General features: G+C 73.8%; 19 protein-coding genes and 1 pseudogene. 9 read left to right on the top strand and 11 right to left on the bottom strand.

The window, feature by feature from the left end; all coding sequences use genetic code 11:
• Positions 1-6: 6 nt before the first annotated feature.
• Positions 7-508, top strand: a pseudogene (locus tag ACIRSU_RS12270) (DUF6596 domain-containing protein); the annotation flags it as partial.
• A gap of 56 nt (positions 509-564) precedes the next feature.
• Here ACIRSU_RS12270 and ACIRSU_RS12265 read toward each other — a convergent pair.
• Entirely contained in the window at positions 565-1,017 is a 453-nt protein-coding gene (locus ACIRSU_RS12265; RefSeq protein WP_403791206.1) for an Lrp/AsnC family transcriptional regulator, read from the bottom strand.
• Positions 1,018-1,130: 113 nt separating this feature from the next.
• Here ACIRSU_RS12265 and ACIRSU_RS12260 point away from each other — a divergent pair, with 113 nt between their 5' ends.
• The 4 genes from ACIRSU_RS12260 to ACIRSU_RS12245 all read left to right on the top strand — a co-directional run bounded on the left by ACIRSU_RS12260 (position 1,131) and on the right by ACIRSU_RS12245 (position 3,693).
• Complete coding sequence (locus ACIRSU_RS12260) at positions 1,131-1,811, top strand: LysE family translocator (protein ID WP_403791205.1); 681 nt, start codon at positions 1,131-1,133, stop codon at positions 1,809-1,811.
• A gap of 50 nt (positions 1,812-1,861) precedes the next feature.
• Positions 1,862-1,984 carry a hypothetical protein gene (locus tag ACIRSU_RS12255; protein WP_403791203.1) on the top strand — a complete coding sequence of 41 codons (123 nt, stop codon included), beginning with the start codon at positions 1,862-1,864 and terminating at the stop codon, positions 1,982-1,984.
• The gene (locus tag ACIRSU_RS12250) at positions 1,981-2,949 is read left to right on the top strand and encodes an MBL fold metallo-hydrolase (RefSeq protein WP_403791201.1); all 969 of its coding nucleotides are present in this window, start codon (positions 1,981-1,983) and stop codon (positions 2,947-2,949) included. Before ACIRSU_RS12255 ends, ACIRSU_RS12250 begins: the two co-directional genes overlap by 4 nt.
• Positions 2,950-3,015: 66 nt before the next feature.
• On the top strand, positions 3,016-3,693 hold the full coding sequence (locus ACIRSU_RS12245) for a class I SAM-dependent methyltransferase (protein ID WP_403791198.1): 678 nt from the start codon (positions 3,016-3,018) through the stop codon (positions 3,691-3,693).
• A 117-nt stretch (positions 3,694-3,810) separates the two neighbouring features.
• Here the strand turns inward: ACIRSU_RS12245 and ACIRSU_RS12240 are convergent, their stop codons facing one another.
• Together ACIRSU_RS12240 and ACIRSU_RS12235 are read right to left on the bottom strand one after the other, a co-directional pair.
• The gene (locus ACIRSU_RS12240; RefSeq protein WP_403791197.1) at positions 3,811-7,185 is read right to left on the bottom strand and encodes a pyruvate carboxylase; all 3,375 of its coding nucleotides are present in this window, start codon (positions 7,183-7,185) and stop codon (positions 3,811-3,813) included.
• A 71-nt stretch (positions 7,186-7,256) separates the two neighbouring features.
• A complete protein-coding gene (locus tag ACIRSU_RS12235) occupies positions 7,257-7,970 on the bottom strand; it encodes a hypothetical protein (protein ID WP_403791195.1) in 714 nt (237 codons plus the stop codon).
• Positions 7,971-8,090: 120 nt separating this feature from the next.
• On the opposite strand from ACIRSU_RS12235, the gene ACIRSU_RS12230 reads away from it, so the two are divergent.
• Together ACIRSU_RS12230 and ACIRSU_RS12225 are read left to right on the top strand one after the other, a co-directional pair.
• Positions 8,091-8,855, top strand: coding sequence for a polysaccharide pyruvyl transferase family protein (locus tag ACIRSU_RS12230; protein WP_403791194.1), 765 nt, complete (start codon positions 8,091-8,093; stop codon positions 8,853-8,855).
• The gene (locus tag ACIRSU_RS12225; protein ID WP_403791191.1) at positions 8,852-9,742 is read left to right on the top strand and encodes an aspartyl/asparaginyl beta-hydroxylase domain-containing protein; all 891 of its coding nucleotides are present in this window, start codon (positions 8,852-8,854) and stop codon (positions 9,740-9,742) included. The genes ACIRSU_RS12230 and ACIRSU_RS12225 overlap by 4 nt, the downstream gene beginning before the upstream one ends.
• A gap of 17 nt (positions 9,743-9,759) precedes the next feature.
• Here ACIRSU_RS12225 and ACIRSU_RS12220 read toward each other — a convergent pair whose 3' ends face one another.
• Together ACIRSU_RS12220 and ACIRSU_RS12215 are read right to left on the bottom strand one after the other, a co-directional pair.
• Complete coding sequence (locus tag ACIRSU_RS12220) at positions 9,760-12,063, bottom strand: sulfotransferase (protein WP_403791189.1); 2,304 nt, start codon at positions 12,061-12,063, stop codon at positions 9,760-9,762.
• Positions 12,060-13,421: a 2OG-Fe(II) oxygenase gene (locus tag ACIRSU_RS12215; RefSeq protein WP_403791187.1), complete on the bottom strand. Its 1,362-nt coding sequence runs from the start codon at positions 13,419-13,421 to the stop codon at positions 12,060-12,062. Before ACIRSU_RS12215 ends, ACIRSU_RS12220 begins: the two co-directional genes overlap by 4 nt.
• Before the next feature lie 104 nt (positions 13,422-13,525).
• On the opposite strand from ACIRSU_RS12215, the gene ACIRSU_RS12210 reads away from it, so the two are divergent.
• On the top strand, positions 13,526-14,467 hold the full coding sequence (locus ACIRSU_RS12210; RefSeq protein WP_403791185.1) for a hypothetical protein: 942 nt from the start codon (positions 13,526-13,528) through the stop codon (positions 14,465-14,467).
• On the opposite strand, the gene ACIRSU_RS12205 is transcribed toward ACIRSU_RS12210, so the two are convergent.
• From ACIRSU_RS12205 to ACIRSU_RS12180, 6 genes are all read right to left on the bottom strand, one after another.
• A complete protein-coding gene (locus ACIRSU_RS12205; RefSeq protein ID WP_403791183.1) occupies positions 14,403-15,230 on the bottom strand; it encodes a DUF1826 domain-containing protein in 828 nt (275 codons plus the stop codon). The two genes, ACIRSU_RS12210 and ACIRSU_RS12205, sit on opposite strands and share 65 nt — an antisense overlap.
• A 155-nt stretch (positions 15,231-15,385) precedes the next feature.
• Positions 15,386-16,057: a hypothetical protein gene (locus ACIRSU_RS12200; RefSeq protein WP_403791181.1), complete on the bottom strand. Its 672-nt coding sequence runs from the start codon at positions 16,055-16,057 to the stop codon at positions 15,386-15,388.
• Between the two features lie 24 nt (positions 16,058-16,081).
• Positions 16,082-17,335, bottom strand: a complete 1,254-nt coding sequence (locus ACIRSU_RS12195) for an MFS transporter (protein WP_403791497.1) — start codon at positions 17,333-17,335, stop codon at positions 16,082-16,084.
• Positions 17,336-17,448: 113 nt separating this feature from the next.
• Positions 17,449-18,816 (bottom strand): GH1 family beta-glucosidase, encoded by a 1,368-nt coding sequence (locus ACIRSU_RS12190; protein WP_403791180.1) that lies wholly within the window; start codon positions 18,814-18,816, stop codon positions 17,449-17,451.
• A gap of 99 nt (positions 18,817-18,915) precedes the next feature.
• Positions 18,916-19,599: a TetR/AcrR family transcriptional regulator gene (locus ACIRSU_RS12185; RefSeq protein ID WP_403791178.1), complete on the bottom strand. Its 684-nt coding sequence runs from the start codon at positions 19,597-19,599 to the stop codon at positions 18,916-18,918.
• Between the two features lie 138 nt (positions 19,600-19,737).
• Positions 19,738-20,091, bottom strand: coding sequence for an MmcQ/YjbR family DNA-binding protein (locus ACIRSU_RS12180; protein ID WP_403791176.1), 354 nt, complete (start codon positions 20,089-20,091; stop codon positions 19,738-19,740).
• 87 nt (positions 20,092-20,178) lie between these two features.
• Here ACIRSU_RS12180 and ACIRSU_RS12175 point away from each other — a divergent pair, with 87 nt between their 5' ends.
• Positions 20,179-22,266 carry a DUF4139 domain-containing protein gene (locus tag ACIRSU_RS12175; RefSeq protein ID WP_403791174.1) on the top strand — a complete coding sequence of 696 codons (2,088 nt, stop codon included), beginning with the start codon at positions 20,179-20,181 and terminating at the stop codon, positions 22,264-22,266.
• The last annotated feature ends 6 nt before the right edge of the window (positions 22,267-22,272 follow it).

Raw genomic sequence — 22,272 nt, 5'->3', positions numbered from 1 at the left:
ACCGACGGAGGGCCTGCGCGGCAGATCGCGCAGGCGTACCTGGTGCCGGAGACCACGATGGCCCTGGGGACGCCCGGCCGAAGGTCGGGGGAGGAGCAGCCGGGCCAAGCGCACGGTCGCCGGAGTGCGCCTGGACCGGCCGGGTGACGTCTCCACCGTGCTGCGCGTCCTCTGTCTCGTCTTCAACGAGGGCTACTCCGGTGAGATCGACCTGGCCGCCGAGGCCATCCTGCTGCCCCGGCAGCTCGCGGCCGCCGTCGACCACCCCGAGGTGACGGGGCTGCTCGCGCTCCTGCTGCTCCACCACGCCCGGCGGGCCGGCCGGACCGCGCCCGACGGCAGCCTCGTGCCGCTCGCCGAGCAGGACCGTAGCCGGTGGGACACCGAGGCGATCGCCGAGGGCATCGGGCTCCTGCAGGCGGCCCTGGTCCGCGACCGGCTGGGCGAGTACCAGGCGCAGGCGGCCGTCGCGGCGCTGCACGCCGACGCGCCGACGGCCTCGGAGACGACTGGGTGCCGGTCCCGTACCGGCTGTTCCGGCTCCACGCCGGCCCCGCTCCGGCTCTACTCCGGCAGCGGCCGCTCGTCGATCACGTTCTTCATGACCAGGGTGGAGGTCAGGCGCTGGACGCCGGGCAGTTTGGCGAGCTGCTGGTCGTAGAGGTGCTGGTAGGCGACGAGGTCCGTGGTGGCGACGCGCAGCAGGTAGTCGGGTTCGCCGAAGAGGCGCTGGGCCTGAATGACGTGCGGGATCCCGGTGACGGCCTCCTCGAAGGCGGTGACGGTCTCGGGGGACTCCCAGCGCAGGGTGGCGAAGACGAGCGCCTCGAAGTTCAGGCCGATGGCGGCGGGGTCGACGACCGCGCGGTAGCCGCGGATGGCGCCCTCGCGTTCGAGGTCGCGCAGGCGGCGGTGGCAGGGCGAGACGCTGAGCTGTACGCGGGCGGCCAGTTCGGTGACCGTCAGACGGCCGTCCAGCTGCAGCTCGGTAAGAATCTTCCGGTCAAGGGCATCCATGGAGAAGATTCTCCCTCAGAGAACGCGATCATGGGGTAAGAACGCAAACACTTTCGGGCATATCCCGCCTAGCCTTCCCTCTCGGACGCAAGGAACGTGAGAGGGAACCATCGATGGACACGACGACACTGGCAGCCTTCCTGGCCGTGGATCTGCTGCTGGTGTTCACGCCCGGCGCGGACTGGGCGTACGCGATCTCCGCCGGACTGCGGGAGCGGTCCGTGGTCCCGGCGGTCGCCGGGCTGGTCGCCGGCTACGCCGGGTACACGCTGCTCGCCGTCGCGGGCCTGGTGATGATCGTGGCGAGCTCGCCGTCCGTACTGACGGTGCTCACCGTCGCCGGGGCCGCGTACCTGGTGTGGCTGGGCTGGGGCGTGCTGCGACACCCGGCCGTACCGACGGCAGCCGAGGAGGCGATCGGCGCGACGGGCGCCGCCTCGGCCTCGGGATCCACCGAGGCCGCCGCGGCTACCGGTGCCGCCGGGGCTTCCCGTGCGCGGCTCATGCTCAGGGGCATGGGGATCAGCGGCCTCAACCCGAAGGCGCTGCTCCTGTACTTCTCACTCTTCCCGCAGTTCATCCACACGTCGGGCGGCTGGCCGGTCGCCGCGCAGACCGGGCTGCTCGGCACACTGCACATGACGGCCTGCGCCGTGGTCTACCTCGGCGTCGGCGTCCTGGCGCGCACCGTGCTGAAGACCCGGCCTTCGGCCGCCCGGGCCGTCACCCGCGCCTCCGGTGCCATGATGATCGTCATCGGCGGCTTCCTGCTCGTGGAACGCCTGGCCGGCTGACCTCGCCCCGCCTCACCCGGCCCCACCCGTACGCGGACGAAGGAGAGCACGTGGACGACCCGACGCAGGTGTACGGAGTCGAGGGCGGCGGCCCGGACGGTGGCGGCGGCGAGCGGACGCTCGTCGCGACCGGCCGGCGGACGCTGATCCGCGTGAACGGTCCCGCGCTGTGAGCCCGCGCCCCTCCCCCGCGCTGCCGTCCTGGGCGACGTGGTGGCAGCGGCCCTTCCCCGACGCCAACACGCTGCTGCTGCACGGGCGGCAACCGGCCCTGGTCGACAGCGGCTTCGTCGGCAGCGCGGCAGTCACCGCCGACTGGGTCCGCGAGCGGGCCGGTGGCGTCGAGCTGGTCGTCAACACGCACTGGCACTCCGACCACGTCGGCGGCAACGCCCTCCTCCAGGCGCGCGGCGCCGCCGTCGCGGCCGGGGCGCCGGAGGCGGAGTCGATCGCGCGGCGGGATCCCGGCTGCTGCGCCGCCGAATACCTCGACCAGCCCGTCGCCCCGTACACCGTCGACATCCCGCTCGACGACGGCCAGGTCCTCAGGCTCGGCGACGCCGACTGGGAGGTCGTCCGCACGCCCGGGCACACGCCGGGCCATCTGGCACTGTGGCAGCCGGAGGAGCGGCTGCTCGTGGTCGGGGACGCGCTGTCGGACTACGACGTGGGCTGGGTGAACCTCGCCCTCGACGGCCCCGAGGCCGCCGCCACCGCGCTCGCCTCCCTGAAGCGCATGGCCGACCTCGCCCCGCGCGTGATCCTGCCCTCCCACGGCCCGGTCCCCGCCGATCCGGAACCGGCCTTCGCCGCCGCGCTGCGCCGGGCCCGGCGGCTCGTCGACGATCCGCACGGCGCCGTCTGGTACGGGGCGCGGCGGATCTTCGCGTTCGCCCTGATGATCCGCGGCGGGATCCCGGCCGGCGAGGTCGAGCCGTATCTGCACGCGCGGGCGTGGCTGACCGACGCGGCCCGGCTCCTGGGCAGGACTCCCGAGGCGCTCGCGGACGAACTGGTCACGACGATGCTCGGCAGCGGCGCGGTCGTCCTGCGCGAGGGACGTCTGCACGCGGCCGCCGAACACGGGCCGACGGCACCGGAGTCGCTGCGGGTGCCCTTTCCGCGTGCGTGGCCGTGAGGTGAGGCCCACGTGGGGGCGGGGGCGGACAACCGGGCGAGCACGCACGGGTGTTAGCGTCCTTCCGTGGCGGAGCACCAGGCGGAACACCAGGAACAGACCAGGGCGGCGTACGACGGGGTCGTCGAGTTGTACGCGTCGATGTTCTCCGACCGGCTGGAGACGCGGCCGTTCGCGCGGGCCATCATCGGCACCTTCGCCGAGCTGGTGCGCGGGAACGGGAACCTGCGGACAGCGGACGTCGGGTGCGGGCCCGGACATCTGACGGCCATGCTGCACGACCTGGGTCTCGACGCCTTCGGCATCGACCTCTCCCCCGGCATGGTCGCCCACGCCCGGCGGGCCCATCCGGCGCTGGAGTTCGACGAGGCGCGGATGGAGGCCTTGCCGGTCGAGGACGGCGCGCTCGGCGGCGTGCTGGCGCACTACTCGATGATCCACACCCCGCCCGGCGAACTGCCCGCGCTGCTCGCCGAGCAGGTGCGCGTCCTGGCACCGGGGGGCCTGCTCCTCGTCTCCTTCTTCGGAACCGACGGGACCGGCGGAACCGACGGGAGCGACGGGACCGCCGGCTCCGAGCCGGTTCGCTTCGACCACAAGGTGACGCCGGCCTACTGCTGGCCGGTGGACCGGTTCGCCGAGCTGCTGACGGACGCCGGCCTCGTCCCGTTCGCCCGGCTGGTCCACGACCCGGCCTCCGAACGGGGCTTCCTCGACGCCCACTTGCTGGCCCGCCGCGACTAGAGCGTGCCCACGGTCCGCGGCGCCCGGTTTCGGGAGGCCGGGTGCCGCAACCGCTCGGGACGCTCGGCCAGGTCGGCGTTGTGGCCGCCGCCGTGGCGACCGCCCGTCCCAGGCCTGTCAGGCGAGCTCTACGAGGAGGTCGCCCCCTTCCACCTGCTGGATCCGGGCGATGGCGAGGCGTGCCACCCGTCCGCTCTTCGGGGCCGTGATCGAGGCTTCCATCTTCATCGCCTCGATGGTGGCCACCGTCGCGCCGGCCTCCACCTCGTCGCCCTCGGCGACCGCGAGCGTGACCACGCCCGCGAACGGCGCGGCGACATGGCCGGGGTCGGAGCGGTCGGCCTTCTCGGTCACCGGGAGGTCGGCGGCCGCCGCTTTGTCGCGTACCTGGATGGGCCGCAGCTGGCCGTTCAGCGTGGACATGACGGTGCGCATGCCGCGCTCGTCGGCCTCGCCGATGGCCTCCAGCTCGATGAGGAGCCGTACGCCGGGCCCGAAGTCGACGGCGTACTCCTTGCCGGGGCGCAGCCCGTAGAAGAAGTCCTTGCTGTCGAGCACGCTGGTGTCGCCGTACGCCTGACGATGTGCCTCGAACGCCTTCGTCGGGCCGGGGAAGAGGAGCCGGTTCAGCGTGGCGCGCCGGTTCTCGGCGAGGCCCTCGCGGTCCTCCGCCGTCAGCTCCTGGATGGGCTTGGGGCCGGCCCGGCCCTGCAGGGCCTTGGTGCGGAAGGGTTCCGGCCAGCCGCCGGGCGGGGTGCCCAGTTCGCCGTGGAGGAAGCCGACGACGGAGTCGGGGATGTCGTACCGGTTCGGCTCCGCCTCGAAGTCCTCGGGCGCCACCCCGGCGCCCACGAGGTGCAGCGCCAGGTCGCCGACCACCTTCGACGACGGCGTGACCTTCACGAGCCGGCCCAGCATCCGGTCGGCGGCGGCGTAGGTCGACTCGACGTCCTCGAAGCGGTCGCCGAGGCCGAGTGCGACGGCCTGGGTGCGCAGGTTGGAGAGCTGTCCGCCGGGGATCTCGTGGTGGTAGACGCGCCCGGTCGGCGAGTCGAGGCCGGCCTCGAAGGGGGCGTAGATCCTGCGGACGCTCTCCCAGTACGGCTCCAGGTCGCCGACCGCCTGCAGGTCGAGCCCGGTGGGCCGGTCGGAGTGGTCGGTCGCGGCGACGATCGCCGACAGCGAGGGCTGCGAGGTGGTGCCGGCCATGGAGGCCACGGCGCCGTCCACCGCGTCCGCGCCGGCCTGGATCGCCGCGAGGTAGGTGGCGAGCTGGCCGCCCGCGGTGTCGTGGGTGTGCAGGTGCACCGGCAGGTCGAACTCCCTGCGCAGCGCCGAGACCAGCGTGGCCGCGGCGGGGGCGCGCAGCAGTCCGGCCATGTCCTTGACCGCGAGCACATGGGCGCCCGCGGCGACGATCCGCTCGGCGAGCCGCAGGTAGTAGTCGAGGGTGTAGAGCTTCTCCGCCGGGTCGGAGAGGTCGGACGTGTAGCAGAGCGCGACCTCGGCGACGGCCGTCCCGGTCTCCCGTACGGCGTCGATGGCGGGCCGCATCCGGTCGACGTCGTTGAGCGCGTCGAAGATCCGGAAGATGTCGATGCCGGTGGCGGCGGCCTCCTGCACGAAGGCGTCGGTCACCTCGGTCGGGTACGGGGTGTAGCCGACGGTGTTGCGGCCGCGCAGCAGCATCTGCAGGCAGATGTTCGGTACGGCTTCGCGCAGCGCGGCGAGGCGCTCCCAGGGGTCCTCGGCGAGGAAGCGCAGCGCGACGTCGTAGGTGGCGCCGCCCCAGCATTCCAGGGAGAGCAGCTGCGGCATGGTGTGCGCGACGGCCGGGGCGACGGCGAGCAGGTCCTTGGTGCGGACCCGGGTGGCGAGGAGCGACTGGTGGGCGTCGCGGAAGGTGGTGTCGGTGACGCCGATGGTCGGCGACTCGCGCAGGCCGCGTGCGAAGCCCTCCGGGCCGAGCTCGGCGAGGCGCTGCTTCGAGCCCGCCGGCGGCGCGCCGGCGGGCAGCCGGGGGAGCTTGGTGGTCGGGTGGATCAGTTCGGGCCGCGGGCCGTGCGGCTTGTTCACGGTGACGTCGGCGAGGTACGTGAGCAGCTTCGTGCCGCGGTCGGCCGAGTGGCGGGCGGTGAGCAGGTGCGGCCGCTGCTCGATGAAGGCGGTCGTGACGTGACCGGCCTGGAAGTCCGGGTCGTCGAGCACGGCCTGGAGGAAGGGGATGTTGGTGGACACGCCCCGGATGCGGAACTCGGCGACCGCGCGCCGGGCCCGGCCGACGGCGGCCCCGAAGTCCCGGCCCCGGCAGGTCAGCTTGACCAGCATCGAGTCGAAGTGGGCGCTGACCTCCGTGCCGGCGTGGGTCGTGCCGCCGTCGAGCCGGATGCCGGAGCCGCCCGGCGAGCGGTAGGCGCTGATCATGCCGGTGTCGGGGCGGAAGCCGTTGGCCGGGTCCTCGGTGGTGATGCGGCACTGCAGCGCGGCGCCGCGCAGCACGACGGACTCCTGCGTCAGGCCGAGGTCCGCGAGCGTCTCGCCGGCGGCGATGCGCAGCTGGGACTGCACCAGGTCGATGTCGGTGACCTCCTCGGTCACCGTGTGCTCGACCTGGATGCGCGGGTTCATCTCGATGAAGACGTGGTTGCCGTCGCGGTCGAGGAGGAACTCCACGGTGCCCGCGTTGCGGTAGCCGATCCGGCGGGCGAACCGCACGGCGTCGTCGCAGATGCGCTGCCGGACTGCCGGGTCGAGGTTCGGGGCGGGCGCGAGTTCGATCACCTTCTGGTGGCGGCGCTGCACGGAACAGTCGCGCTCGTACAGATGGATGACGTTTCCCTCGCCGTCGGCGAGGATCTGCACCTCGATGTGACGGGGGTCGACGACGGCCTTCTCCAGGAAGACGGTGGCGTCGCCGAAGGCGGACTCGGCCTCACGCGCCGCCGCCTCGATCGACTCGCGCAGCGTCGCCGGGTCCTCGACCCGCCGCATGCCTCGGCCGCCACCGCCGGCGACGGCCTTGACGAAGACGGGGAAGCCGATGTGCTCGGCGGCGGCGACCAGTTCGTCCACGTCGGTGGAGGGGGCCGAGGAGCCGAGCACGGGTACGCCGGCGGCGCGGGCGGCGGCCACGGCGCGCGCCTTGTTGCCGGTCAGTTCCAGGGTGCGCACGTCCGGGCCGACGAAGGTGATGCCCGCCTCCTCGCACGCGCGCGCGAGTTCCGGGTTCTCGGACAGGAAGCCGTAGCCCGGGTAGACCGCGTCGGCGCCGGCCAGGCGGGCCGCCCGGATGATCTCCGGCACGGAGAGGTACGCCCGCACCGGGTGCCCGGCCTCCCCGATCTCGTACGCCTCGTCGGCCTTCAGCCGGTGCAGCGAGTTGCGGTCCTCGTGCGGGAAGACGGCGACGGTGCGCGCCCCCAGTTCGTAGCCGGCGCGGAACGCGCGAATCGCGATCTCCCCGCGGTTGGCCACCAGCACCTTGCGGAACATTCTGCTCCCTTCACCGCTGCCTCGTTTCCGTCACGCTAAGGGCTGTCCGTCGCCCGTCTGAAGGTCCCGGCTCAGTGACATGGATCATCGAGCCCCGAACGCCCCGAGTGGCGCAGACTGTGGTCCGGCGTGGCGGCACGGGCGTACCCACCGGTAATTTCCTCGAGTTCGCGACGCAGGGCCGCGTCGATACCTCCCCTGCTCCAGTACCACCGGCACAGCCGCGGTACGCGCGCCGCGTCCGTGCCCGTGTCCGGGTACGTGTCCGTGTGCGCGTCGGCGTCGTACCAGGCGAACTCGGCGCGATGAGCGGCATAGGCGTGTGCGCCCAGGACGTTGAACTCGGAGAAGCCCCGCGGCGGCCGGCCCGCCACGTAGCGGTCCAGCGGGATTCCGTGACGCGCCAGGGACAGGGCGCGCACTTCCGGGTAGAGCCACCGCGGATAGGTGAAGGGCGGCTGCTGCATGAAGTCGTAGGCGACCGGACGGCCCAGGAACTCCTCCGTCGGGGCGAGCCAGGGCCGGTGCCGGCCGAGCAGGGAGACCGCCCGGCGGACGATCCACGGCAGGCCGGCGTCGAGCAGGTCGGCGGGCGAGACGGGGCGGGTGAAGACGACGTCCGAGTCGACGTGGCAGATCAGGTCGGCGTCGGTGAACTCGTCCGCGTGGAGCTTGCTCACCTGCTGCCCCAGGTAGTCGTCCCGGTAGTCCGGACAGACCGTCAGCCGTACGTCGCCGCCGACCGCCCGGCGCACGGCGCCCGAGCCGGTGCGCGGCGTGACCACGACCACCTCCGAGAAGCCGTGGCACCACCGCTCGATGGCCGCCAGGGCGTACCTCAGCCAGGTGACATCCCGGTGGTAGGTACGGATGAACAGGGCGGTCCGCTGGTTACAGTGACCGACGTGTCCGAGACCGTACCCGCCTTCTGGTGCCGGGCGCCCAGCCAGGGCAACGTCGGTGACCGGCTCACTCCGTGGCTGATCCGCAGGATCTCCGGCGCCCCGGCCCGATGGGTCGCTCCGCACGCGCCCGGCCGCAAACACTTCGTCACGGGCAGCGTGGTCGCGCTCGCGGGACCGGGCTGCGTGGTGTGGGGAGCCGGAGTGATGGAGGCCGGCGAGTACGTGGATCCCGGGGCCGAACTGCTCGCCGTCCGGGGGCCCCTCACCCGGGAGGCGGCCCTGCGCTCGGGCGCGGTGTGTCCCCCGGTCTACGGCGACCCGGGGCTGCTCGTGCCGAGGTTCCTGCCGCGGCGTCCCGTCCGGGCGGGCGGCCGGCTCGCGGTCGTCCCGCACTTCGCGGACAAGGCCCGGGCCCGGCTCGGCGTTCCGGAGCGCTGGCGGCTCGTCGACGTGCAGGGCGGCGTCGAGGACGTCGTGGAGCAGTTGACGGGTGCCCGCCTGGTCGCCTCGTCGAGCCTCCACGGCATCGTCCTCAGCCATGCCTACGGGATCCCCGCCGTCTGGATCAGGTTCCGTGACCTGCCCAGCGGCGACGACAGCAAGTTCCACGACTACTTCCTCTCCGTCGGAGTGCCGGTACCGCCTCCGGTGTCCGTCGGCCCCGTCGGCGCGGGCCTCGATCCGGTCGCGCTGGGCGATTTCGCGACGCTCCCGTCGGACCTCCCCGACCTGGACCTGCTGCTTGAGAGGTGTCCCTTCAGATGACCGACCGCGACGGCGGCATTAACGAAGGCGGGGAGCACCGCGCGAACCACGGTGGGGAGCACAGCCGGGATCATGGCGCGGAGCACGGCGGCGCTCCGGATCCGCTGCCCGTCCTGCGCGGCATCCGGGACGCGAACTACCACCGCCCCGGCATCCGTTGCCTGCGGCTGTTCTCGGCCGACGCACCGACGCTCCGGAGGCTGGTCGCGGAGGTGGAACGGCTGCGCGCGGTGCACGCCCCATCGCTGGCGGGCACCCCGGGCCATGTGACGGCCTGGGCCGGTCCGCGCGGCCGGGTGGAGCAGTTCAGTCTGCTCAACGCGTCGGGCCGCTGCGACGACTTCTCCCGGGACCACGACCTGTCCTGCTTCGGCAAACGCTTCCACGACCGCACGCGGTACCCCGCCCTGTCCGCGCTCGCCGGGGCGCTGCCGCACCTGGTCAACTTCCGGGTCAACGTGCTCGGTCCGGGTGCCGCCCTCGAACCGCACGAGGAGCACAGCGTGGTGCGGTCGCGGACCGGGACCGTGGGCGTGCGGGCCCGCTTCCATCTGCCGCTGGTCACCGGCCCGGAGGCCACGCTGCTGCTCGACGGCGACATGCACCATCTGGAGGCCGGAACCGTCTACCTCGTCAACCACGGCTGTGTGCACGCGGCCGCGAACACCGGGGCGACGGACCGCGTCCACCTCGTGTGGGACATGCTGGTGACCGCCGCTGCGGCGGAGGTGATGTTCGGTACGGGAGCGGTGCCCGACGGCTTCAGCCGTACCCCGGCACGGGCGGTGCGGCCGACGGGCCGGCGCACGGTCACCCGCTGGGAGCGGATCGCGCCGCAGGTCGGAGAGGCCGAGGCCCGGCATGTCGGCCTCCTCGACCCGCAGTAGCCGGGTCAGCAGCCGCTTCAGTACAGGGTCCTGGAGAACTCGGCCGGGACGTAGTGGAACAACAGGGAGGTGTGGGTGCTCCCGTCCGGGAGGGGCGGGCGCGAATGCGGCACCTGGGTGCCCCTGAAGAGCACGGCCTCGCCGGGGCGTTGCACCAGGGACAGCCGTCCGTGGGCGCTGTCGAGGAGCAGCGGCCAGCCGCCCGGGATTCCCGGTCCGGACTCCCCGAGCAGCAGGGACACCGTGTACTCGCACTGCTCGCGGTCGACGTGCCGGTCGAGGACGGCGCCGCCGCGGTACGCGGAGACGTAGGCGTACGACGGACGCACCGGCCGGCCGGCGAGGCGGCCCACCAGGGCGCCGAACTGATGGTGGAAGAAGCGCGACAACGACTCGTTGAACCAGCCGTAGCGGCCCTTCACCTGCGCGTCGCCGAGCGGCCACGAGCCCTCCGCGATGAGCCGCTCGTAGTAGTCGAGCAGCGCCTCGCGGTGCCCGGGGCGTACGAGGCGACCCATCCCGCAGACGTCCGTGCGCGCGAACTCCTCGGCGGCTTCGGCCTGAACCGCCTCGGCCCGCGCCGTCCGCCGCACGCGCGTCTCCGCCGTCCCGAGCGCACCGGCTCCGGCGAGGGCGGCGCGCAGCGCGTCCGGGAAGCCGGGCGGCAGGGGGCGGCCGGGGGTGAGCCCGCGCAGCGCCCAGAAGTCCTCGAACCGCACCCAGTACGGGACGAGGGCGCCGGTCTCGGGCTCGTCGGTCCACAGGATCGGGCGGCCGGGCAGGAAGCGGTCGCGGAAGCGGGTCCGGCGCGCCATGCCCAGGGGGATGGTGACGCCTGTCTGGAGCACCACCGCCGGATCGAGCACCGTGCGGTCTCCGTCGCCCTCGCCGTCACCGAGGAGGTCCGGGAGTTCGCCGGGGTCCGTCTCGTGAAGCCAGCAGGCGAAGGAGTGGCTTTGGCGGGGAGCCTCCGGGGAGGAGGCGGGGGTGGGGCGGGCCGTCCGGGATCTCTGGGGCATCGTGGTGCGTCCGTTCGTGAGGCGGCGCAGGGTGTGCGTCACTGCGTCGAGCGCCGCCGGGTCGAAGCCGGGTGTGGTGCGCCACTTGCCGGGGCGCGGCGGGCTGATCGTCGTGGCCGACAGCGGAAGGTCCCGGCCCTGGGCCCCGGCGGGCAGGCCCAGGACCGACTCCAGCCACCGCAGCGTACGGGCGGGTGCGCCGCGCAGCTCGGCGTAGTCGACGTCCACCCAACGGCCGGCGGGCCAGAGGTCGCGGGCGTCGAGGATCGCCTCCACGGCGGCGGCCCACTGCCGGGCCGCGATCCGCGCGAGGTCCTCGCCGGCCCAGCCGCGCCAGCCGGGTGGCAGCAGCAGGTGCCAGGCCCGATGTGGCCAGCCGGGCAGGTCAGGGATGTTGACGAAGCCCGGATGGGTCCAGGCCCGCACCATGCTGGCCACCGTGTCACGGGCGTCGCGGCGCAGATGGACGACGGTGGCATCCGGGAACAGCCGCAGCAGGAAGGGAAGCCGCAGGCTGTTCTCCGGGGTCTTCTCCAGGAGCCGGGGCGGCGGCTGGGCCCCAGGACCGCCGTTCCCGGGACTTCGGCCTCCTCCTCCGTCGCGCAGTTCGGCCAGGAACCCGGCCCGCACGGCCCCTCCCCAGGCCACGGCGTCCTGGGCGTCCAGCGCGTGCGAGGCGTAGCCGCGGGCCGCCGGATGAAGCCCGGGCACGCCCTCGATCACCCCTTCGCTCTCGCCACCGACCGTCCACACGGCGGGGTTGCGGGCCAGGGCGTCGAACAGCGCGGTACTGCCCGAACGGGGCGGGGAGACGATGATGACGGGCGCCACGAGCGGGTCGGCGGGGAGCGCGGCCGCCTGGAACGAGGCCGCCTGGAACGAGGCGGCGGGGAGCGCAGCCGCCGGGAACGGGGGCGTCGGGAACGAAGCCGCCGGGAACGAAGCCGCCGGGAACGAAGCCGCCGGGAACGAAGCCGCCGGGAACGAAGCCGCCGGGAACGAGGCCGCCGGGACGGCTCGTACCGGTCCGGTGACCGGTGTTCCCAGCCGGGTCAGCGCGGTGTCCCGGCTCGCGGAGCACGCGGAGAACTCCGCGGCCGCAGCCGCCGAGGCGAAGAGGTAGCGGGCGCGCACTCCTCGGGCGTCGGCCCGCACGGCGCGGGCCAGCAGCTCCGGCACGTCGGGGAAGGGGCCGTGGTGGGTCTCGCGCGCGGCCCGTCTCGCCGTGCCGGACGGGAGCGCCACGTGGCCCACCACGGACCAGGCCGTGACCTCGCCCCGCCCGTCCGGTCGGCCGCTCACGCCCGGTGGATCCAGCCGGTCACGCTGAAGCGGCTGTCGGCGAACGCCTTGCTCGGCACGCGGACCGGCAGCACCTCGTGGTCGTGCCGGCTCGGGAAGAAGACGGCGAGGTTCGCGCGCGGCACGATCGTCTGGCTGCGGTCCGTGGGGACGATCCGCCCGTCCTCGACGACCGTCTCGAAGACCCGCAGCTCCCCGCCGGAGAACTGGCGCGGCTCGGTGGAGAAGAAGTAGACGAACGTGAGCTCGCGGGTGTCCCCGTCGTCGCTGTCACGGTGCATGCCGAAGTAGTCGCGGTCGCCGTTGGCCGTCACCTGGAGCTCGATGGGACCCAGCGGGAACGCCGGGAAGCCGAGACGGGAACGCACCGCCTCCAGCTGCTCCTTGATGCGCTCCGTGAACAGTGCCTTGAATCCGCCGAGATCGTGGAGGACGGAGCTGCTGCGGACGCGCTCGTCCACCACCGCCGAGCCCGGCCCGCGCGGCTGGATCGTGGCCGCCTTGAACTCGGACTCCCGGTCGAGGACGTACCGGAGGAGGTCGTCCTGCTCCGCGGCGGTGAGGAACTCCCGTACGCCTTGGGCGACCTCGTCGATCACGTCCCTCTCGTACCGTCCGGTGCCCGTCGGCACGCCCGCCGGCTTGCTGTAATGGCCGCCGCGCACCAGTCGGGCGATCTCCGACGCGACGGAGACCCGGTCCACCGTCCACTCCGCCCGCGATCCCATGTAGACCGTCCCGTGGAAGGCCGCGTTGCGCTCGTACACGTCGTCGTCGACCGCACCCGCGAGGACGTCGACCGAGTCGGCGCCGGCCAGGCCCAGGTTCTTCAGCAGTTCGCGGGCCGGTGCGCGGTACGTCAGATAGCGCGCCGCCTCGGTGAGGAAGACGTCCTCCGTGCGCTCGAAGCCGGCGCGGCGCATGGCCAGGTCCACGAGCCTCGATTCCTCGGCGACGAGGTAGTGCACCTGGGCGCCGGGGTCGACGGCCAGTGTCTCGAGCGCCTCCTTGTACAGGGCGGCGTGCAGCCCCGTGTTCGTCAGGTCCTCGTCGGCGACGTGCACCGGGCTCAGCCCCCAGCATCCGTCGGAGACGAGGTGCGTCTGCAGGACCGCGACGATGTTGCGCGCGCCGAGGCCCCACGGCGGCCACGGCCGGTCGCGGACCGCGGCGAAGATCTGCGAATCGCCGTCGTAGAACTGCGGCAGGACCACCTCCTCCATCAGGTGCGGTGCGCCCGTCCGCCGGAAGAAGGCGTACAGGGCGGCCTTCGCGGCGTCACTGAGCTCGTCGAAGATCTCGATCCGCGTGGCGCCGTTGCGATCCGTGTAGAAGTCGCGTCTGATGGGCTGGGTCATGGCCTCTCCTGTCGTGTCGCTGTGTCGGTTCCGGCGGGGCCGGCCTGGCCGGCGTGGCCTGTGCGGCTGGTGAGGCCCGTGCGGCCTGTGTGGAAGGACGACGGGTGGACCTCGCCTCGGGGGCGCCGTTTCTGCGGGTGACCGGGCCGGGTGGCGAGGCGCTGCCATGGGTGGTGGTCCGGGCTCCCGTCGTCACACACGCCCAGCACGCGCGCCTGAGCCGGCTCGCCGGCGAGGGCTGTCGCTTCGTCGGTGCCACGAGCTACCTGGGTTTCCCGGGGGCGGAGTTCCGTGACGAGCGCGACTACGGGCTGCTCTGCGAGGCGTGGCTGCACTGCTTCCGGGACCCGGACCGCTTCCTGCCGCCGAACGGGCCGCGGCTCCTGGTGAGCGAGTCCGACTTCACCGACCCGCTGCGCGTCGACCCGCGCCGCGTCGGCCTCGGCCCGGCCCCGGGGGCGCTGTCGCCGGAACCGGTCGCGGACGTGGTTCACGTGTCGGGTGCGGAGCCCTGGCGCCAGCGGGCCAAGAACTGGCCGCTCGCCGCCCGCTGCCTGCGCCGGCTGGCCGAGGAGACCGGCCTGCGGATCCTGGTCGTCGACGCCCCGCCCGGTGCGGAGCCGCCGCCCGGCGTCACGCTGACAGGGCCGCTGGAGTGGCCCCTGCTGCTCGCCGTGATCTCGGCCGCGCGTTGCCTGTTCGTACCGGCCGTTCTCGACGCGTCGCCGAGGGTGCTCGCCGAGGCGCTCTGCCTGGACGTGCCCGTCGTCGTCAACCGGGCGATCCTCGGCGGCTGGCAGTACGTCAACCCGTTCACCGGGGTCTTCTTCGACGGAGAGGACGACGTGGTGCCCGCCGTGCTTGAGGCGATGGGCGGCACGGGCCGGCCGCGGTCCTGGTTCATGGCCCATCACGGGCCGGCCCGCGCGGGCGCCCGTGTCTTCCGGCTGCTGCGCGCCCTCGACCCCTCGCTGCCGGCCCTCAGCCATGTGCTGCTGGCCCCCGACCGGGACCTGCCGCGATCCGCTGCGCCGGGGACACGTTGAGGACCAGCCGTGGCGGGCCCGCCATGGGCGACCGGTGGATCCACGCGTCCGTCACGGGATGCGGCGACCAGTGCCGTCGCACGTCGATGTGCCGGAAGTAGACGGTCGCGTCCGGCGGCACCCGGTGCACAGCGGCCTGCGGCCGCAGGAACGACGGCGTCTCGTCCATGGCGACCAGCGGCCCGGACGCCGTACCGGCCGCCGTACCGTCGCAGGAACCGCAAGCCCCGGCCCCCGCCTCCCGCGCGATCCGCTCCCGGCGGGACAGATAGGCGTAGAAGTCCTTCATGCTCAGGACGTCGTCGCACGCCACGTACTCGGTCGTCGGCCCGTTGTAGACCCGTACGGCACCGGTCGTGGGCGCCTGCGGCGGAACCGTGTCGACGTGGAACCCGCAGCGGCGGGTGGGTGCCTCCGTGAACACCCGGACCATCACGCGCCGCACCCGCGTCGTGGCCATCACCTGCTCCACGATCCCCGCCATGTCGTCGAGCAGCGCACGGGCGACCGCCCCGTCCGTACGGGCCAGGGCCGTGCGGGCCCAGTCGGCGAACTCGTCGCGGGAGACGGCGGTCAGTGTCGTACGGGCGATGACGAGCCGCCGCGCGACGACCAGCTCGGCCAACTCGTCCAGCCAGCCCGGACGTTCGTCCCGGGCCAGGATCACGGCGGTCGGGCCGGGGTCCGACAGTCGTGCGATGTCCTGCGCCGTCTCCCCGCGGAGGACACCGCCGGGAAACGTCTCCTCGTCGATGGGGACCACGGACGGGACCGTAGTCGCGGCCCGGACCGGATCCCGGCCCGACAGGCGGGGCCGGGAGCGCGAGAACCCGTTCGGCCGAGACGCGGGCCGCGGCACGGCGGCGGCACGGCGTCCGAGCGGCGCATGCCCGACACCGTCCCGTCACCGCGTCGTGGTCACCAGTCGACGTGTGCGGTGATCCAGGCGACCAGGCCGTCCTCGTCGTCGGCGGGCGGCAGTTCGGGCCCGGCGGTGAGCGGGGTGCACGACAGTTGGAGGTGGGTGAGGTAGCCGTACGGTCCGTTGTCGGCGGCCGGGCCCAGGACGACGGCGTGGGTGGCGGTGCGCCAGATGCGCTGGGTCAGGTCCGGGCCGGCCGCGACGGCCGCCGAGGACAGCACCGTGCGCTCGGGAGGCGCGCCGAGATGGGCGCTGACGACCTGGGCGGCTTGGGCGAGGACGTTCTCGCAGTCCTGCTCGGTGCAGGGCCGGCGGCCGGTCCAGCCGGGCTGCTTCTCCCAGGCGTCGAGCAGGCCGTTGAGCCATGGTCCGTTGGCCATGCGCTCGTCGTGCGGGTCGACCGGGTACAGCTCGCCGAAGACGAGGAAGGCGCGGGCGTCCGGGTCACCGAACGGGCTGAACACGTCGCTGCACATCACATGCCCGTGGGCGGTGCGGTAGGACTCGCAGACCAGCCCGTCCTCCCACTCCCATCCCCGCCGCCGCGCCTCCTCCTCGACGGCGTCCGCGTCTTCGGGAACCGGCGGGGCGGCCGGCAGCCCCAGGAACTCGGCGACGGCTGCGGCGGTCAGCGGGCGATGCGCGAGAGCGTGGACGGTGGATTCCATGATCATCACCTTAGCCGCCCCGGCTCAGGCGACCCCGCGGATGCGGCGGACGAGGAGACCGCCGGCGAGGGTGACCAGGGCGGCCGCGGTGTAGAGGCCGGTGTAGCCGCCGAGGTGGGCGATGAGCGGGGAGGCGAGGGCGGGAGCGAGGACCTGGGGGCCGGAGTTGGCGATGTTGATGACGCCCAGGTCCTTGGCGCGGTCCGCGGCCTCCGGCAGGACCTGGGTGACCAGGGCCTGGTCGACGGCGAGGTAGATCCCGTAGCCGGCGCCCAGGACCGCCGCGGCGGCGAGGGCGGACGGCCAGGTGTGGAGCAGGGCGAGCAGCAGCGCGGCGGCGGCCATGACCAGGGAGCAGGCGACGACGAAGGTCTTGCGGCGGCCGGCCCGGTCCGAGAGGACGCCGACGGGGATCGCCGTGGCCGCGGCGCAGAGCGTGTAGACCACGGTGAGGATCAGCACGCCGGTGCCCGGGTCGCCGTAGTGGACGGCGTCGGCGAGGAAGTAGAAGAGGTAGAGGGTGCCGAGGGCGTTGCCGAGGTTGATCATGAAGCGGGTGAGCCAGGCCCAGCCGAAGTCGGGGTGCCGGCGGGGGCTGACCCAGAACGAGCGGGCGAAGGCGCGGGCGTCGAAGGCGGGGCGCAGCTCGCGGGGCAGCGCGGGCTCGCCGTGGCGCAGCACGAACGGGAGGGCGAGGGCGACGGTGAGCACGGCGAGGGTGGCGTAGCCGGAGCGCACGCCGGTGATCAGCAGGGCGGTGATCAGCGCGCCGAGGACCAGGCCGAAGGACTGCATGAGGCCGGTCCAGCCGGAGACCTGCGCGCGCTGGGCGAGGGGCACGCGGTCGGCGACGGGGGTGGTGACGCCGGCGAGCATCGCGTTCAGGCCGGCCTGCGCGAGGCACCAGCCGACGGCGACCCCGGCGACGGTGTGCTGCGCGGCGGTGACCGCCAGGCCCGCCGCCCCGGCGAGGGCGCCGCCGAGGATCCAGGGCCTGCGGCGGCCGAAGCGGCTCGTGGTCCGGTCCGACCAGGCGCCGGCGAGCGGATTGGCCACCACCGCGACGAGTGCGCCGAGGCCGGTGACGAGCGAGAGCGCGGCGTTCTTGTCGTGCGGGTCGATGTGCTCCAGTTGGAGCGGCAGGAGAATCTGGATGGGCGTCATGAAGGCCATGAAGACGGCGAGCGTGGCCAGCGAGAGGCCTGCCGTCCAGCCGGGTGTGACCGGAAGACCGGGCTCGGCGAAGACGGCGGCACCGTCTTCGCGGGCCGAGTCCATCCGGTCCACCGAGTCCGTCTGATCCGCCGAGCCCGACGAGTCGGCCGAGCCCGTCGAGCCCGCCGGATCCGCCGGGTCCCCCGCGAGGGCGTGGGCCATGGTGACTCCGTCGGTCAGGGCCGCTGGGCGGCGATCAGATTGCGGTACCACTCGAAACTCGCCCGGGGTGTGCGCAGTTGGGTGGCGAAGTCGACCTCGACCAGCCCGAACCTCTGGTGGTAGCCCTCGGCCCATTCGAAGTTGTCGAGCAGCGACCAGGTGAAGTAGCCGCGCACGTCGACACCTCGGGCCATGGCCCCGGCGATCGCGTCGATGTGTCCCGCGAGGTAGTCGATCCGTGCCTGGTCCTGGGTCCCGGAGGGCTGCGAGCAGCCGTTCTCTGTGATCCATACCGGCGGGAGCGCGTCGCCGTAGCGGGCCTTGAGGCCCGTGAGCAGTTCCGTGAGTCCGTCGGGGACGACCGGCCAGCCGAACGCGGTGCGCGGGTACGCCTGTTCCGGCTCGGCGAGGTCGAAGGGCAGCCCGGCGGCCGGGTCGACGGGGGCGGTGACCCAGGTCGGGTTGTAGTAGTTGACGCCGAGGCCGTCGAGCGGGGTGGCGATGGTGGCGAGGTCGCCGTCGCGGATCACCCCTCCCCAGGTCGGGTCGGCCGTCCCGTACGCCGACAGGTCGGGGTAACTCCCGGTCAGGACCGGGTCGTTGAAGAGACGGTTGTGCAGGATGTCGTACGCCGAGGCCGCGGCGCGGTCCTCGTCCGACCGCGCGTCGGAGCGGAGGCGGACGGGCGTGCAGTTGTTGGCGACCAGCACCTGCACGTCCGGCACCGCGGCCCGCAGCGCCGCGGTCGCGAGGCCGTGGGCGAGGAGCTGGTGGTGCGCGACGGGCAGGGCGTCCAGCATCAGGGCGCGGCCCGGGGCGTGGACGCCGAAGCCGTAGCCGAACGACATGTGCACGAAGGGCTCGTTCAGGGTGATCCACCGTTTGACCCGGTCACCGAGCCGCTCGGCGGCCACGGCAGCGTACTCGCCGAACCGGTGGGCGGTCTCACGGTTCAGCCAGCCGCCCTCGTCCTCGAGCGCCTGCGGCAGGTCCCAGTGGAAGAGGGTCGGGGTCGGTTCGATCCCGGCGTGGAGCAGTGCGTCGACGAGGCGGTCGTAGAAGTCGAGGCCGCGCGGCTCGACCTTGCCCGAGCCGGTCGGCAGGATGCGCGGCCAGGAGAGCGAGAAGCGGTACGCGTCGAGGCCGAGCCGCCGCATCAGTGCGACGTCCTCGTCGAACCGGTGGTAGTGGTCGCAGGCGGTGTCGCCGGTGTGCCCGTCCCGGACGGCGCCGGGGCGGCGGACGAAGGTGTCCCAGATCGAGGCGCCCTTGCCGTCCTCGTCGGCGGCGCCCTCGATCTGGTAGGCGGCGGTGGAGGCGCCCCAGACGAAGTCGGCGGGGAATCGCGGGAGTCGGGTCGGTTCGGTGGAGCCGGTGGTCATGGGCGCAGCCTTCCGTCCGGGGCGGGCCGCACCATAACATGAACAACTGTTCACGTTCTATGGGTGCGAGGGCGCCGGCCCGACGGGGCTCGGCGGCCCTCAGCCGCCCGCGGTCGCCAGTCGGCCGCGCAGGTCCTCCCAGTAGGAGTTCAGCATCCGCTTGAGCTCGTCCACGGTCTCCAGGTCAGGCTCGCCGTCGTTCTTGAACACCTCGTGCAGGACGGCGTTGGCCGCCCACACCACCATCCGCGCCGCCCGCCGCACCGGCTCCCCGCCGGGCCCGCCGGTCAGCTGCTCGACGATGCGCTCCAGGCCCTCGGCGACGAGCGCGTTGCTGGCCTCGTCGGCCCGGGCCAGCTCGGGGCTGAGATGCCGCCCGGCCCACAGCGCCATGCCGCCCGGCTGGGACCGGAAGAGCTCCGCGTAGACGTCGACCACCGTGCCCACCAGGTCGGTCAGTTCACCCCTGACGGCTTGCTCGACGAGCCCGTCGACGGCCGTCCGGAACCCTTCCAGATACTGCTGACCGAGCGCGTCCACGACAGCGCCCTTGTCCGGATAGAACTGATAGATACTCCCGACCGGCGCCCCCGCCTCCTCGGCGACCCGCCGCATCGTCAGCGCGTCGTACCCCTCGCGCGCCAGGATCCGGTCGGCCGCACCGAGAATCGCCTCGACCCGAGCCCGGCTCCGCGCCTGCTGCGGCTGCCTCCGCCGCCGGGGCCTGGCCTCGGGCTCGGGCTCGGCACTGGGCTTCGCCCGCGGACTCGTCGCTTCCGTCACCACACGCTCCCGGTCGTCCGATGCCGCGAACGTAACACGCGACCGCGGACACACCCCCGGGGTTGCCTCCGGGGCGCCCGGCCCGCCTGCGCCCGTCGTACTCGCTCAGGTCTTCGTAGAGCACGAGCCCGGCCCGCACTACGCCGGCGGCGTGAGGTCCGGGTGCTCCCTCAGCAAGCGGGGCGGGGCGGCCTGTTGCCAGGAGTCGAGGACGATCGCGCGGAGTTCGTCCGCGTCGTCGACGGCGGCCAGGCGTACCCGTACCCAGGCGAAGGCGGCCTCGTGGTCGGCGATCCAGAACTTGTCCGGCTCGGCGAGGACCAGTTCGTCGCGTTCTTCCTTGGGGCAGCGGACCGCCATCGAGGTCTCGTTCTCGGGGAGGGTCAGGAACATCTTGCCGGCGACGCGGAACGTGGGCATGGACCAGGCCTCCTTCTCGGTCGTCTCGGGCAGGGCGAGCGCGAGCGCGCGGACTTCGTCGGAGGTGCTCATGGTCAGACCGTACGACGGGCCACTGACATCGACGCGCCGTGGCGGCATAGGGTGGGATCGGCACGGACACGGCGGCGGGACGGGGAGATGACGGTGGAGTCGGCGCGGCGGTGGGATTCGGTCCTGGACGCGGTGGTGGTGTACGCGCAGGGCGCGTTGTGCCGGCGCCTCGCGCGCGGTGTCGTACCGGCTGACGGACAGCGGGTGCGGGTCGCGGGGCTGCCGCGGGCGCTGGATCCCGGCTCGCTGCGGGCGCGGGTGCTCGGCGGATCGGGGGCGCGGGTCACCGAGGCGCGGGTGGAGGTGGAGGCCGGACCGGGCGGCGGTGAACGGGACGGCGCGGGACGGCGTGAGGTGGAGCGGCTGCGTGACGCGTGCGCGGCGGCGCGGGCCCGCAGGGACCGCCAGTTGGGGCTGATCGAGGAGGTCGGCGGGCTGCGGCCGGTGCCGCCGGGCCGCAAGCGCGAGGATCCGCACCGGCGTACGCCCGTCGAGGCGTGGCTGGAGCTCGCGGACTTCGTCGACGAGCGGCTGGCGGCCCTGCACGCCCGGCTGGCCGAGCTGGAGGAGGCGCTGCGACGCACCGAGCACGAACTGGGCGTCGCCGAGGACCGGCTCGCCCGCGCCTCGACCGACGCGCCGTCCGCACACGTCGACGCCACCGTCTGCGCGGTGCTCACCCTGGCCGGGACGGCGGGCGAAGAGGTGGAGCTGGAGGTCGAGTACGGCGTGCCGGGCGCGGTCTGGGTGCCGGCCTACCGTCTGAGCCACCGTCAGGGCGACGGCAGCGGCCGTCTGGTGCTGCGCGCGTCGGTCGCCCAGCGGACCGGCGAGGACTGGACGGGCGTGCGCGTCGCGTTCGCCACCGCCGACCTGCGGCGCCGCACCGACCTGCCCAGGCTCGGCTCGCTGCGGATCGGGCGCAGTCAGCCCGCTCCGGCGCCGGCCGGCTGGCGGGAGCCGCCGGCGGGGCTCGCCGATCTGTTCACGGCGTACGACGCGCAGGGCCCCCGCCCGTTGGGCCGCGGCCGCCCGGGTGCGGCCGCCGCCGCGCCGGTGTCCGTCGGCGGTGCCGCGGGTGGCCCCGCCATGCCCGTCCCGCCCCCGCCGCCCCCGCCTCCGCCGCCGTTGGCCGCGCAGGCACCTGTACCCGCAGCCGCACCCGTACCGGTATCGGCACCGGTGCCGCAGGGGTACGGCGGGCCACCCGCGCCCGGCAGTGCGTACCGCGCCGCTCCCTTCGGCCCGGCGGCTCCCGGCGCGGCTCCCCCGCCGCCGGCAGGACCGACCCCCGTCGCGGCCCCTGCCCCGGCCCCCGCCGCGCCGCCGCCGGCCGGTCCGCCACAGCCGAGCGGCGCCGAGCTGGACTACGCCGCCCTCGAACTGTGCGGCCCGGACGAGCCGGGGACCCGCCGCGGCCGGCTGTTTCCCGGTGCGCCGTTCGACCCGGTGGCGGCCGAGTTCCGGCGGCGCGCCGAGACGGTGGCGGCCCTGCCGCTGCCCGGACACGCCGTACGGCCGCGGGAGTCGGCGGGTTCCTTCGACCACCGTTTCGACGCCGCCGCCCGCGCGGACATCCCGTCGGACGGCACCTGGCACACGGTCACCGTGGGCGAGATCGCGGTCGGTCTGCGTACCGAGTACCTGTGCGTGCCGTCCGTGGAGCCGACCGTGTACGCGACGCTCGTGCTGTCCAACGCCTCCGACCAGGCGCTGCTCGCCGGCCCGGTGGAGGTCACCGTCGACGACGACTTCCTGCTGACCGCCGCGCTGCCCACGCTGGCGCCCGGCGGAGCGCGGCGGGTGGGGCTCGGGCCCGCCGAGGGCATCCGGGTGGTCCGCCGTACGCACATGAACGAGTCGGCCGCGGGTCTGCGCAACAACACGACCGTCCTCGACCACCGCCTCCATGTGGAGCTGGCCAACCGGCTGCCGCGGCCGGTCACCGTGGAGGTGCGCGAGCGGGTGCCGGTCACGTCCGAACCGGACGTACGGATCGAGGAACGGGCCGGCTGGGCGGCGCCCGACGACGGGGCCGGGCCCGAGCAGTACGCCCCGGGCACCCGCGTCTGGCGGGTGGACCTGCCCGCCGGCGGCACCACCGCCCTCGAAGGCGGCTACGAGATCCGCATCCCGGCCGGCAAGGCCCTCGTCGACGGCAACCGCAGGAGCTGAGCCTTC

Origin of the sequence: Streptomyces sp. NPDC101160 (assembly GCF_044768205.1) — a bacterium.
Classification (GTDB): domain Bacteria; phylum Actinomycetota; class Actinomycetes; order Streptomycetales; family Streptomycetaceae; genus Streptomyces.
This window is presented reverse-complemented; position numbering and strand designations above follow the sequence as displayed.

Bases quoted from the DNA above. Each gene is read 5' to 3' on its own strand.
- ACIRSU_RS12265 (WP_403791206.1), bottom strand. From the start codon at position 1,017: ATGGATGCCCTTGACCGGAAGATTCTTACCGAGCTGCAGCTGGACGGC.
- ACIRSU_RS12260 (WP_403791205.1), top strand. From the start codon at position 1,131: ATGGACACGACGACACTGGCAGCCTTCCTGGCCGTGGATCTGCTGCTG.
- ACIRSU_RS12240 (WP_403791197.1), bottom strand. From the start codon at position 7,185: ATGTTCCGCAAGGTGCTGGTGGCCAACCGCGGGGAGATCGCGATTCGC.
- ACIRSU_RS12225 (WP_403791191.1), top strand. From the start codon at position 8,852: ATGACCGACCGCGACGGCGGCATTAACGAAGGCGGGGAGCACCGCGCG.
- ACIRSU_RS12215 (WP_403791187.1), bottom strand. From the start codon at position 13,421: ATGACCCAGCCCATCAGACGCGACTTCTACACGGATCGCAACGGCGCC.
- ACIRSU_RS12200 (WP_403791181.1), bottom strand. From the start codon at position 16,057: ATGGAATCCACCGTCCACGCTCTCGCGCATCGCCCGCTGACCGCCGCA.
- ACIRSU_RS12195 (WP_403791497.1), bottom strand. From the start codon at position 17,335: ATGGACTCGGCCCGCGAAGACGGTGCCGCCGTCTTCGCCGAGCCCGGT.
- ACIRSU_RS12190 (WP_403791180.1), bottom strand. From the start codon at position 18,816: ATGACCACCGGCTCCACCGAACCGACCCGACTCCCGCGATTCCCCGCC.
- ACIRSU_RS12180 (WP_403791176.1), bottom strand. From the start codon at position 20,091: ATGAGCACCTCCGACGAAGTCCGCGCGCTCGCGCTCGCCCTGCCCGAG.
- ACIRSU_RS12175 (WP_403791174.1), top strand. From the start codon at position 20,179: ATGACGGTGGAGTCGGCGCGGCGGTGGGATTCGGTCCTGGACGCGGTG.